Annotated in this window: 9 protein-coding genes and 2 tRNA genes; 2 read left to right on the top strand and 9 right to left on the bottom strand. The window is 44.0% G+C overall.

All coding sequences use genetic code 11. The features are described from left to right. Positions 1-34: 34 nt before the first annotated feature. From aroC to L4D78_RS14975, 9 genes are all read right to left on the bottom strand, one after another. Positions 35-1120 (bottom strand): chorismate synthase, encoded by a 1086-nt coding sequence (aroC, locus tag L4D78_RS15015; protein WP_428467677.1) that lies wholly within the window; start codon positions 1118-1120, stop codon positions 35-37. 257 nt (positions 1121-1377) lie between these two features. Continuing rightward, entirely contained in the window at positions 1378-2478 is a 1101-nt protein-coding gene (gene rluF / locus L4D78_RS15010; RefSeq protein WP_428467676.1) for a 23S rRNA pseudouridine(2604) synthase RluF, read from the bottom strand. 192 nt (positions 2479-2670) lie between these two features. Then, positions 2671-3999, bottom strand: a complete 1329-nt coding sequence (locus L4D78_RS15005) for a transglycosylase SLT domain-containing protein (RefSeq protein WP_428467675.1) — start codon at positions 3997-3999, stop codon at positions 2671-2673. Between the two features lie 78 nt (positions 4000-4077). Continuing rightward, positions 4078-4668 carry a hypothetical protein gene (locus tag L4D78_RS15000; protein WP_428467674.1) on the bottom strand — a complete coding sequence of 197 codons (591 nt, stop codon included), beginning with the start codon at positions 4666-4668 and terminating at the stop codon, positions 4078-4080. Positions 4669-4674: 6 nt separating this feature from the next. Further along, on the bottom strand, positions 4675-5727 hold the full coding sequence (locus L4D78_RS14995) for a hypothetical protein (protein ID WP_428455894.1): 1053 nt from the start codon (positions 5725-5727) through the stop codon (positions 4675-4677). A 32-nt stretch (positions 5728-5759) separates the two neighbouring features. Continuing rightward, positions 5760-6740 carry a hypothetical protein gene (locus L4D78_RS14990; protein ID WP_428467673.1) on the bottom strand — a complete coding sequence of 327 codons (981 nt, stop codon included), beginning with the start codon at positions 6738-6740 and terminating at the stop codon, positions 5760-5762. A gap of 16 nt (positions 6741-6756) precedes the next feature. Next, complete coding sequence (locus L4D78_RS14985; protein ID WP_428467672.1) at positions 6757-7455, bottom strand: ETEC_3214 domain-containing protein; 699 nt, start codon at positions 7453-7455, stop codon at positions 6757-6759. Between the two features lie 496 nt (positions 7456-7951). Then, positions 7952-11089 (bottom strand): multidrug efflux RND transporter permease subunit, encoded by a 3138-nt coding sequence (locus L4D78_RS14980; RefSeq protein WP_428467671.1) that lies wholly within the window; start codon positions 11087-11089, stop codon positions 7952-7954. Further along, positions 11089-12174: an efflux RND transporter periplasmic adaptor subunit gene (locus L4D78_RS14975; protein ID WP_428467670.1), complete on the bottom strand. Its 1086-nt coding sequence runs from the start codon at positions 12172-12174 to the stop codon at positions 11089-11091. The genes L4D78_RS14980 and L4D78_RS14975 overlap by 1 nt, the downstream gene beginning before the upstream one ends. Before the next feature lie 235 nt (positions 12175-12409). On the opposite strand from L4D78_RS14975, the gene L4D78_RS14970 reads away from it, so the two are divergent. Together L4D78_RS14970 and L4D78_RS14965 are read left to right on the top strand one after the other, a co-directional pair. After that, positions 12410-12494 (top strand) — tRNA-Tyr (locus L4D78_RS14970). Between the two features lie 109 nt (positions 12495-12603). Beyond that, positions 12604-12688 (top strand) — tRNA-Tyr (locus L4D78_RS14965). The last annotated feature ends 136 nt before the right edge of the window (positions 12689-12824 follow it).

The following is a 12824-nucleotide window of genomic DNA, read 5'->3' as shown; positions in this document are numbered from 1 at the left end:
CTTTCTATATCTGACGATCAGAAAATACGACCGATTAGATTTTTGGTGTTTCAGTTACCACGTCGGCATTTTGGCCACGATGACGCAGTAAATGATCCATTAACGTAATTGCCAACATCGCTTCCGCAATTGGCACTGCACGAATACCAACACAAGGATCATGACGACCTTTGGTGATCACTTCAGCACTTTCACCCTGACGAGTAATCGTTTCACCCGGTACAGAAATGCTCGATGTTGGCTTCAGTGCAATATGTGCGACAATATCTTGCCCTGATGAGATCCCACCAAGAATGCCACCCGCATGATTTGATTTAAAGCCATCAAGCGTCATGGCATCACGGTGCTCACTGCCGCGTTGCTCAACCACATCAAAACCATCGCCAATTTCAACGCCTTTTACTGCATTGATACTCATCAGTGAGTGAGCGACATCGGCATCGAGGCGATCGAAAACAGGCTCGCCTAAACCAACGGGTACATTGTTCGCTACAACCGTTATTTTAGCACCAATGGAGTCGCCTTCTTTTTTCAGATTACGAATAAGCTCATCAAATGCATCAACTTTATCGGCATCTGGGCAGAAAAATGCGTTCTGTTCGACTTGATCCCAATCGATTTTATCGATTTTTACATCACCCATTTGTGATAGGTAAGCACGTACTTCAATACCATGTACTTGCTTTAGGTATTTCTTCGCGACAGCTCCTGCAGCAACCCGCATCGCCGTTTCACGAGCCGATGAACGACCACCACCACGGTAGTCACGTACGCCGTATTTTTGGTGATAGGTATAATCAGCATGGCCTGGACGGAATAAGTCTTGGATATTTGAATAATCTTTCGAACGCTGATCAGTATTTTCGATAAGGAGGCCAATGGATGTGCCCGTTGTTTGCCCTTCAAAAACACCTGACAGGATTTTCACTTCATCGGGTTCACGACGTTGGGTTGTATATTTAGACGTGCCAGGACGACGACGGTCTAAATCATGCTGCATATCAGCTTCTGTCAACGCAAGCCCCGGAGGACAGCCATCAATAATGCACCCGAGCGCCAAACCATGGCTTTCACCAAAGGTCGTTACGCGAAATAGTTGTCCAATTGTATTACCAGCCATTACTTCCTCTGTCTATTTACTGCCGCTGCATTCAGCCCGATAAGCGAAGCGCGCAACCAAAGACCCACCTAGTGGTACTTCGGCATAAGATGTTTTCATCAATGAGTACATAGTGCAAATTCATTGCCGGGAATGCAAGCAGGAATATTCGCACTCAGCCGTTAAGCCAAATTACTATGCATGTTACCGATAAAGTACGGATATAAAAATGGGAGCCTAAGGCTCCCATTTTTGGCTAATCGTAAACAAAAGTCGCTTTATGCGTCTCTCTTCGATTTCCACTTTTTAATACCCGTTGAGCCAGACGTTCGGCCCTTCGGTGCATCACCCTCATCACGTTTTGGCTTATTGAAGCCCGGCTGATGGTGACCCGGCTGACTCCCGCGACCAGGGCGAGGAGCTCGGCGTTCATCCTGACGGCGACCGCCACGCTCATCGGCTTGACGCGTACGGTTAAAGTCACCTTTACCTTTATAGGTTTTGTACTTAACGTCGCTGTCTCGGTTGTCGTTATTATTTTCTTGCTGGCGGCTATCATAAAGCTTCGCATCGGTCGCTTTTTGAATCGATTGCCCTTCACCATCAACGCGAGATGCTTCTTCCGTTTTGCTCGAACCCGCAATTAAGCTGTGAATTTCGGCAATTTCAGCATCGGTTAGATAGCGCCATTTGCCGTTTGGAAGACCATCGATACTGATGTTCATGATGCGTACACGGCGCAATTTGAAAACATCGTAACCCAATGCTTCACACATGCGGCGGATCTGACGGTTCAGACCTTGTGTCAGGGTAATCCGGAACGAATACATCGTTTCTTTGGTGACTTTACATGGCAATGTCACGGTATCAAGAATTTCAACACCAGAGGCCATCTTATCAAGGAAGACTTGAGTAATAGGTTTATCAACACGCACCACGTACTCTTTTTCATGAGAGTTGCCAGCGCGCAAGATTTTATTGACGATATCGCCATCGTTGGTCAGAAAGATCAAACCGTCAGACGGTTTATCAAGACGGCCAATCGGGAAAATACGCTTACGGTGACCAATGAAGTCAACAATGTTGTCTTTAATATGGCGTTCAGTCGTACAGGTGATCCCTGTCGGCTTGTTCAGTGCAATGTAAATTGGCTTTTCTTTTGCACGAAGCGGACGGTCGTCAACTAAGACTTCATCATTAGGCTGTACTTTTACACCCATCTCAGGTTGTTCACCGTTGATGGTCACTCGTCCTTGATCAATAAGCTTGTCCGCCTCACGGCGTGAGCAATAGCCTGTATCACTGATATATTTATTTAATCGTACTGCTTTGGCTTGTTCGCCATTACCAGCAGTATTCTGAGGCTGATTCTGAGACATGATGTTCTTCTACACTAAGCGTTTCGCAACGCGATCAAGGTGGTACCAAATCAAATTTGGTCGTCATTCCTTTAATTCTACCAACACCTACCACAAGAGGGAAGAAAACCTGAGGAATCGCGATAGACCAGCGCGGTTACATCAGTACATTTCATAAAAATGCCACCTCGCAGTGGCATTAAACACAATCAACTATGACGTATGTTTTTCGTATAGCGCGATGCGAGTCGATACCTTCTTCAGGTAGTTCTTAGTCTCGTCATACGGTAAGTCTTGAAGCAACTTTTGGTATACTTCATCAGGGCTTAAAGTATTAATCACTTTTGCCGCTTTACGGATATTCCGTGAACCATCAGGGTTAAACGCCTTCGCTACATTCCCTGCCCCAGTATTGTATGCTGCGATAGTGCAATACAAACGGCTTGTTGGGTTTGTAATTGTTTTTAAATAACTCTTATCAAGAATATTTAAGTACGCCGTCCCCGTTTCGACATTCACGTCAGCCATATATAATTCAGCAGGGCGCATTGGTCCATTAATTTTACGGATCCGAGCATTCACATCGTGTCCCGCAGTTGTCGGCACAATTTGCATCAGCCCATAAGCAGGGATCGGGGATTTAGCTTTGGGATTAAAACTCGATTCTGAGTGCATAATCGCCATCACTAGCGCCGCTGGGATATCAAATCGCTCACTTTCTTTTTCAGCGAAATCCACATATTTTGCAGCTCGCTTTCCAAGCCCATTTTCAGGTAACTGAATACGGTATTCGATGATCTTTTTCTTGGTCAGTAACGATGCTTTCGCTCTCGCGTCCTCATAGGTTTTATCCAGACTCTCTAAGCGCTCTGCTGTCAACGTAAGTAGTTGCTCTTTTTTCTGCAACGTAACGCTATCAACCAAACCGGTGCTTATTTTAGGGCTTGCTGCCAAAAGCGACTCTGACTCTTTGTCAATTTCCTGGAGCTGAGTGCGTGTCTGTTCAACAATCACTTTCTTTGCTGCCGTTGCTACCTCATCAGAAAAATCAACCGCTGCTTCAACAACCTCACCAACGGGAATTGAGGAGGCTGCATCCAAAGCTTCAGTCAATGCAGAATCTCCTGCTGATAGTGCTTGGGTTGTGGCTTGTTCCAATTGCTGTTTTGCTTGCTCAATACTGGTATCGGCATCAACGACCAGTGCAATGGTCGCTTCATTTTTTTCGAAATCCACCAGCGTTCGTGTCTCTTTATTGTCACTATAATCAACACTAATGTGGCGTTGTGAAACCATACCATCACCCCATTTGGCGATGACCTCTGCACGGTATTCATCAAACTCTTTTAGGTATTCACTCCGCCAGCTTTCATATTCACCTAAATAAGCTAAAACAAAAGCTTCAAATTCAGCATCTCGCTGAGACTGTGGTTGGTTTGCTTCTGCCACTGCAGCATCAAGCTCTGCAAATGGATCGTTGGCATGGGCGAATGGCACTGACAGTAGCAATGCGCAATAACAGGCTAATCGAGTTAATTTCATCTCGGTTCCTTTTTCTGTTCTGTTAAAAGCCATAAAAAAAGGCTACCTAAGTAGCCTTTTAGCAGCCGTGGGGCTGGCTTACTGGATCATTGAGCTCAATGCTTGCTGAAGGTTTTCTTCAGCTTTCTTGTTATTGAACTTATTCCACAAGCCAGATTCTTTATTACTAGCCGCTTCAACAACTTGAGCTACATTGCTGTCGTACGTCGCCTGATCCATGCCAACTAACGTATATAGGCCACCCGCAGGGCTACGCTGAGATACAATAACGCGGCTGTTTGATAACGAGCGAGAGGTCATCGTTTTTGTTACCGACTCAAATTGCTCGTTCACATTCTCGGTCACAGCCTCACCCGTAGACTCAACCGTTGCAGCCATTGCCTGCTTGAACATGGTGTTCACGTTTGACTCAAACTGCTGAGCCAAGCCTTTACGCGCATCATTCACAGCAATAGTGCGCATTACACTCATGCCTGCAGCACTTTTCTTGGCGTAACCTACACTGCCAATGGTAATGCTTGCTGGCATTACATCACACACCCAAGCTGGTGCTTCGTGCTGCACTGAATCAGGGTAGTAACAAGTGAGATCTTGAATACTGTTACTGCTTGTTGATTGGCAGCCAGACAACCCAAGAACCAGAGCACTCGATAAAAGTAGTTTTTTCATTATTGATTAGCCTTTACCGTTAAGTGATTCGTAAATTTCCCAGCACGCTGGTTGCAGTACTTCTGGTAAGTCGTTACAGCCACTGTCGTAGCGCGCTTCAACTAGGTCGCCACGCTGAATTTTCAACGCATTTTTCTCATCGATACCCACCCAAGAGTAACTTGGCTTTAAGCCTTGGCGGTTATCTTCTGCCGCTGTTTTACCTTCACCAACCGGGTAAAATTCAATTTCTTCTTCACCGTTTGCTAGCTTCACTTTTTCAACTGATGAAATTTCAACAGTTTGTTCAGGACGAATACCTAACGTGGTACCCATATTAACGCGAACCATGGTGCCGTATTCATCACACTGGCGGAGTTCTTCGACCACACCACTTGGTGCTAGCTGGTTTTTAAGATCGTCATTACGGTTAACCGCATTTTTTGCTGCACTTTCAATAATGCGTTTATATTGTCCCTTTGAAATTGGGCAATCTGAATCTGGGTAGTCTTGATCGAAAGAGCTTACTTCAGAGGCTTTAATTTCAATACGCTTTAGTACTTCCATGCTTGGCAATGCAACTACTTTTACTAGACCTTCAACAGAGCCTGTAAACGTACATTCTGCTGGGTAGTACTTCGACTCGCCATCATCATTAGTTTTAGTTTCTTCATCATCGAAAGAATATTTCATGCTCGACGATGTCACTTCAGCCAGTACCGCATAGTCAGCAATCGCCACACCTGAGGTGTTGTAACGGCCACTTTCTTCTGCCAGCTTAATTTCTTGCTTCAATTTTCCCGCTAATGAGCGATCAACTAACTTAGCACCAGATTCATCCACTTGGCTCTCTAGGCGATGCTGGAAAGCCGTTGCCATGATCGATGGGAATTCAACACCACGAGCAATATCAACCGGTAATACGATGGCTTTTTTACCTTGCGATGTGGTTACAGCAACATCACTTTGCGGAATGTTGATTGCTGTACTTGAATGGCAAACGCCTTCAGGGGCTGACGTGCTCATACAACCTGTCAACAGGGTTGTAATGCTTGCTGCTAATAATAGTTTCTTAGACATAAACCAAATTATCCAATTATTGTTATATAGAGTTAAATTACACCCAGAAAGTGCCATAGTCCTTGGTCACTTATTTGGGCGGAAAAATGACGAGAAGCACTCTCTTTCGCTCGGGTAAAGTTTGTAATAGAGTTCCCTGTCGCAATCACTTCACTACTGGCAACGGTTTTACCGTTTTTATTTTTCAGTGCGAGCTTGGCGATCACTGTTGAAATATACGCCTCACCAATCTTACTTTTTCGCCAATGTGTTGTTAGCACGATTTGATGGCTAAAAGCATTTCTGCTTGATGATGAATTAACTGTTGCTATGTTTTTTTCAGACAAATGGTTTTCGATAAAATTTCTCATCCAAGCGTCACTTTTTTCAGCATTAACACTGAATAACAAACTATTTTTTATTTTATTTACTTGACGCTCTAGCTCAATAACATTGTCAGATGGAATATTATTTTCACTGCCATTACTTGCGGCCAGTAACATCGCTTTTCGGGTTAATAAATTTTGTTTATCGTTCTCAATGTCGCGGTTATTCAACCACCAAATTAAAGGGTCGCTATGCTTGAAATTAATTAACTCATTTTTTGCATTTTCATCAATGGTGGTGAGCTCTTGTTTGAGTTGGTGAATAATATTTTCACGAGAAATAACCGCTTCAACATAGTAAATACCATCTCGTTGTTCACTACGGTTGTAGCTAACACCACTTAAAACAAGTGGAGCCGTTTTTACATCAACAACGGTGTCACTTTGCGTTCTGTAGTTTTCATCACCATTTACATCTCGAACGACCTGACGTACATACCCTGATGATTCGACTTGAGTCCAAAGCTTCTCATTCATTTGGCTCATTGCCGATCGTTTGGCATTTTTCAGCGTACCGCCATGACCTACAGCATATAGCGACATGTTGGTATCAACTGTTGGGTTTAAGGCCCATTCCGGTGTGCTCGTAGACTGACACCCAGACAGCATCAAACCACCAACCAGTGTCAAGGTAGCTTTAATATTCATCGTAACTCACTGCTAACTAATTAAAAAAAGCATTAAACTCAAAGCGGGTTAACATTGCTTCAACCATGACATCAGAAGGAAGCTCTGAAATAGCATATAGGTTTGGCACTGCGGTGCGCATTGTCTGTAATTCGGAAAAATCGAGATCATCGCCAGTATTCAGTTTATGATTAATAGCCTGAATATTTTGCAAGCTATCCGTTGAAACTAAACCGTAATCAACAGCACCAATAACTAAGTTATAGAACATTGCATTACGCCCTAATGAGTATGACTCTGCGTAATAATCAAGGTTGCCATTATCTGTATAATAGTTTTCCAACTCAGTTTTCTGGGCTGAAAGAGGCATATCTAATAACACGGTATCGGTATAAGGAATGTTTATCGTAAAGTCATTTTTCAGTGCCGTAATACTGTATCCAGCAACACGTTCACTTTTAATAGCAATAGTCAGTAAATACTTATCTTCACCGTAATAATAAAAAACCACACCATTGTCTAACTTAGATGATTTTGATGCCTGAGCAACACCCATCAGATCATCAATATATGCTTGTGTTTGCCCTATTTTTATTTTAGATAATTGTTCATATTCGATTTCATTCGTCCAGTTAGTGATAATGGATTCATAAATCATTTCTACTGCATCTTTTGTGTCATTCCACTGCCCTAACGACAGCATGATCGCAGCAACAGCAAAAGCGATACTATGCATTTTTATCCAAAAGTTTGGTTTTGATATTTTTATAGATTCTTCACTTTGCATAATTTTATTTTTTAGATAGATAAGGTTTCCTGCTGAATATATCCAGCGGGATTTAAATTAACAAAATATATTATTTCTCTAATTCCTTACATTCAATATAGCAAGCAACCAAATGCTTGCAATTCAATCAACAAAAACAAAAGTGATCACTAAACGATCAAATAAAACAGCATTCAATAATTAGTCAAAAAACTGGCGCTCAAATAACAATCATAACTAGTCTAATCCACTGATTAAATGTGTTAAGTATGACTCCGGAAAATAATACCCGCAGGGAATAGCAGATACAGATCAGGTTTAATTTATAACAACGTAATCGTAGCGAACTAGATGGTTTTTAACTTAGGTATTGCAATTAATTGAATAAATAATCAGATAGGTATTAACAGAGGAATAAAAAAAGCCGCCTAATAAAGGCGGCTTGAAGGGTTAGTCGTTTAACCGTTTACTTCTGATCAGTCGCTGGAATATCACCATGTGTCGGTCGTCCAACATAATCATGCTGCAGGGCTTTTTCCAATTGTTCTGCAACATGACCTGGTGATTTAGTCTTACCAGATACCAGTCGGTACATGGCAGGGATCACTAACAACGTAACGAAGGTGGCAAATGCCATACCAAAGAATACCACCGTACCCACTGCAACCCTGCTTTCTGCACCCGCACCAGTAGAGACAATAAGCGGTAAAGCACCAAATAGTGTCGTGAATGCGGTCATTAAGATAGGGCGTAAACGACGTTCAGAGGCATCAATGATGGCCTTTTCGAACTCAACGCCTTTATCGCGTAGCTGGTTAGCAAACTCAACGATCAAGATACCATTCTTAGTCACCATACCGATTAACATGATCATACCTATTTGACTGAAGATATTGAGGCTTTGATCCATGATCATCAAGCCAGCTAAACCACCAAAGATCCCCATCGGTACTGTTAGCATGACGACCATTGGGTTAATGAAGCTTTCAAACTGGGCAGCCAAGACCAAATAAGCCACCAGCAACGCTAAACCAAATACCATCAGGATACTGCTTTGGTTCTCGCGGAAATCTTTCGATTCACCCGCGTAATCAATAACAATATCGCTCGGTAACATCTCAATTGCCTTTTCATCAAGGAAATCTAATGCTTCACCCAAGGTATGGCCTGGTACTAAATTCGCTTTTAGAGTGATCGACTTCTGCTTTTGGTTATGGCTCAAACGCTGTGCTGATGCCACTTCCTCAACTTCGGCGACAGATTCCAATGTAATAAGCTGGCCTGTTCTCGTCCGGACATATATCTGGCTTAGATCTGTCGCATTGTTAAAGCTATTTTCATCACCGCGAAGGTACACATCATACTCCTCGCCACGGTCGATGAATGTCGTTTCACTGCGACCACCCAACATGATTTCAAGCGTTTCAGCAATTTCAGCCACTGGCACACCCAGCTCTGCAGCACGTTGGCGGTTTACACTTACAACGAGCTCTGGGGTCGTTTCAGCATAGTCTAAGTCAACCCCTTCCATCATAGGGCTGTCTTCTGCTAACGCTTTCAGCTCTGTCGCCCACTGGAACAGCTCACTATAGTCAGCACCATTTAACATGAACTGAATTGGCTCAGATGAACCGCCACGGAAACCTGGCATAAACGGCCAAACTCGAATGTCAGGGATCCCTTGAAGTGAGTCTCGGACAATACCTAACGCTTCTGTTGCGGATACATCACGATCTTCCCAATTTTCCAGCTGCATGATGACGAAGCCAGTCTGATCCCCTGCTCGCCCACCAAAAGCTGGTGTTTGAATAGAAACAGATTTGATCACCCCTTCACCGACCATCGGTAATAAGCGTCTCTCAACTTCTTCAACGTTACCGACCATACGGTTATAGCTCGTTCCTTCTGCGCCTTTAACAAACGCAAAGATCACACCACGGTCTTCTTGTGGGGCTAGTTGTGACGGGACTGATTTCATCAATACGGCACTTAAGCCAATAAACGCAATGATGACGATAGGCGCAGCATAGCGGAAACGTATCGCGATGGTTACTAGCCTGCGATAACCACGCTCTAGCTTGGCAAACAAATGGTCAACCCATTGGTTAAACTTGTTTTTCTTAGTGCTTGCTTTGAGTAGCTTACTACCAAGGACAGGACTCAGTGTTAAAGCCACCAGTGATGAGAACACTACGGCTACCGCGAGTAATACCGCAAACTCAGTAAACAACGGCCCAACCATGCCATCCATAAAAGAAATTGGCAGGAATACCATCACCAAAACCACTGTCGTCGCCACAACGGCAAAGCCAACTTCTCGGGTACCTTTATACGCGGCTAATAAAGGCGGTTCGCCTTTCTCTATATGGTGGTAAATATTTTCGACCACCACAATGGCATCATCGACAACCAAGCCAATGGCAAGTATCAAGGCCATTAAGGTCAATAGGTTGATTGAAAAACCTAAGAAATAAGCCACCATAAAGGCAGAGATCAATGAAACAGGTACAGTGATCGCGGGGATCAACGTCGCTCTCGCTTGACCAATAAAGATATAAAGAACCAACACAACCAGTAAACCGGTTACAAATAGGGTGCTATATACTTCGCTAATAGAACGATCGATGAAAACCGTTGAATCATAATCGACGTAAAGCTCCGTACCTTCAGGCAAGAAACGTTGCATACGTTCGACTTCGGCATAAACATCGTCAGCGACGTTTAGAGGGTTAGCATCAGTCATTGTGACCATGCCAAGGCTTAGATTCGAGATACCGTTATTTTTAAAAGTGGCATTTTCATTTTGTGCCCCAATCGCCACGTCAGCGACATCTTTTAAATAAATAGGTGAGCCATCTTCTGTCGTACGAACAACTAAATAGTCGAAATCTGACGCATCACGGTATAAACGCGCAGTTCGCACCGACATAGTTGTCGTATCATTACGCACTTCACCGCCTGGCAACTCGACGTTTTCATCATTTAGCGCATCAACAATATCTTTGGTTGTGACACCGCGCCCTGCCATTTGAGATGGCTGTAGCTTGACATACATAACGCGGTAGAGCGCACCACTTAAGTCAACCGAACTAACACCATTGATTAAACTAAAGCGATCCATTAAAACACGTTCAGCGTAATCTGTTAGCTGAGAGCGATCCATGGTGCTAGACGTCAGGTTGATGTATACCGCAGGTTCACCTGAACCATTATCTTTCGATACAACAGGGTCGTCAGCTTCATCTGGTAAGCGACGCTGGGCACGAGATACTGCATCACGCACATCGCTCACCCCCTCCGTCAGGTTCCACCCCATTTCAAATTCAACTTGAATACGTGATGAACCATTACGGGTTGTAGAGGTAATACTGTCAATACCACTGATACCCGACAGCTGATCTTCCAGTACCGTCGTTACCCGGCTTTCCATGATGGTTGCCGAAGCACCACTGTATGTCGTTGAGATACTGACCACCGGGTTTTCAACATCCGGCATCTCGCGCACTGACAACTTACTAAATGAAACCGCACCAAATACACAAAGTAGCAGGCTTAAAACGATCGCAACAACTGGCCGCTTTACAGAGACATCAGATAACCACATTAGGCACCCTCTCCGCTTTTCGCTAATAGGGTGTCAGTAATATCATTAACCTGTAGTCCATCACGCATATTCACCAGCCCTTGCACAACAATGCGGTCACCGATATCAATACCAGATTCAATCACCACTTCATTTTCCACGCGTACACCAAGTTGAACCTCAGTACGCTTAGCTGTCCCAGCTTCATCAACTAAATACACAAATCGTTTTGTACCCGAGTACTCCAGTGCTTGTACTGGCACAATAGCCGCCTCTTGCGGGGCAAAACCAATATTGGCTGCCATCAACATGCCAGGCTTTAACTGGCCATCGTCATTTGTAAAGCTCACTCGTACACGAATATTCAAAGAATCCGCTTGTACTCGAGAGTCAATGGCTTGGATTTCACCGTGAAACTCACGATCAGGCCATGCCTGACTCGTTGCGGTTACTTTGGTTCCTTCACGAAGTAGTGATAGGTATTGCTCTGGCACCTGAATATCAAGACGCATGGATGAAAGGTCATCTAAAGAGAACAATTCGCTACCAACCGTCAGCATATGGCCGGCACTAAAATCGACTAAACCGACAGTGCCAGAAAAGGGTGCATTAATCGCATGGTCATTTAGCTCTGCTTGTGCCGCTTGTAACCTCGCATCAGCAATACTAACGCTGGCTAACTGTGCATCTAATTGCGTTTGAGTAATCGCCCCACGATCGACTAAGCTTTTAAACTCGTTATATTTGCGCTTTTCATCATTTAAATAAGCTTGTGCTTCTGCAAAAGCTGCACGCGCTTTGGCATCATCTAGCTGCACCAACAGTTCGCCTTTTTCAACTTTGCTGTTCACGCCAACAACAATACGATCCACCTTTGCTGCCACCTGCGTTGCAACATTGACTGAACGTTGCGCTTCAAGTTTACCGATAAGGGAAAGAGATTGAGCGATAGAGTGGGATGAAACGGTACCAGTCGTTACTGGAACTTGCCTTCCCGCACCGGGACCAGCCTTTTGCTCCGAAGCAACAGACTGCCCTTGGAAATATAAAAAACCACCACCCGATAAAGCAGCCGTCACCATTGCTGCCACAAGGATTTTTCTCATTGTTCAATCCACTTATAAAAATCTGCAGTGATGATATCTGAACCAAGCCTTTAGTGGGGTAAAGAAATGTAAAGTTAAGCAATATTACGTTTATAAATTTCATTCAAAACTCGCAAAAAAGCGGTTTATGCCATCACAATCAACAATATGATGAAAATAACAGCATCTAAACTTAATTTCTAAGGAAAAGGGTTTACAGGTTCAGTCGGTTTGTTATTATCCGCTCCGCACTTGTGGAGGGGTTCCCGAGTGGCCAAAGGGATCAGACTGTAAATCTGACGGCTCTGCCTTCGATGGTTCGAATCCATCTCCCTCCACCATTATTCTTGAAAGCTGTTCCTAACTTATGTAAGGTACGTCTTTCCGTTTGAGCAAGTTGTCTTGCCAAACAAATTGGTTTGTAGCCAATACAATTTAGCAACACCCCGTGGAGGGGTTCCCGAGTGGCCAAAGGGATCAGACTGTAAATCTGACGGCTCYGCCTTCGATGGTTCGAATCCATCTCCCTCCACCATYATTTTGRAAATTGTTTACTCGTAAGAGTGGCCAAACAGTTTTCTGGCTTTTAAAGCCAAACAATTAGCAACACCCCGTGGAGGGGTTCCCGAGTGGCCAAAGGGATCAGACTGTAAATCTGACGGCTCTGCCTT

The organism is Photobacterium minamisatsumaniensis (assembly GCF_050336695.1).
Lineage (GTDB): Bacteria > Pseudomonadota > Gammaproteobacteria > Enterobacterales > Vibrionaceae > Photobacterium > Photobacterium minamisatsumaniensis.
Note: the sequence above shows the minus strand (reverse complement) of the source record. Positions and strands in the feature narration are given on the sequence as shown.

Coding starts and splice junctions, on each gene's coding strand:
- aroC (WP_428467677.1), bottom strand. CDS start 1,120: ATGGCTGGTAATACAATTGGACAACTATTTCGCGTAACGACCTTTGGT.
- rluF (WP_428467676.1), bottom strand. CDS start 2,478: ATGTCTCAGAATCAGCCTCAGAATACTGCTGGTAATGGCGAACAAGCC.
- L4D78_RS15005 (WP_428467675.1), bottom strand. CDS start 3,999: ATGAAATTAACTCGATTAGCCTGTTATTGCGCATTGCTACTGTCAGTG.
- L4D78_RS15000 (WP_428467674.1), bottom strand. CDS start 4,668: ATGAAAAAACTACTTTTATCGAGTGCTCTGGTTCTTGGGTTGTCTGGC.
- L4D78_RS14995 (WP_428455894.1), bottom strand. CDS start 5,727: ATGTCTAAGAAACTATTATTAGCAGCAAGCATTACAACCCTGTTGACA.
- L4D78_RS14990 (WP_428467673.1), bottom strand. CDS start 6,740: ATGAATATTAAAGCTACCTTGACACTGGTTGGTGGTTTGATGCTGTCT.
- L4D78_RS14985 (WP_428467672.1), bottom strand. CDS start 7,455: ATGCATAGTATCGCTTTTGCTGTTGCTGCGATCATGCTGTCGTTAGGG.
- L4D78_RS14980 (WP_428467671.1), bottom strand. CDS start 11,089: ATGTGGTTATCTGATGTCTCTGTAAAGCGGCCAGTTGTTGCGATCGTT.
- L4D78_RS14975 (WP_428467670.1), bottom strand. CDS start 12,174: ATGAGAAAAATCCTTGTGGCAGCAATGGTGACGGCTGCTTTATCGGGT.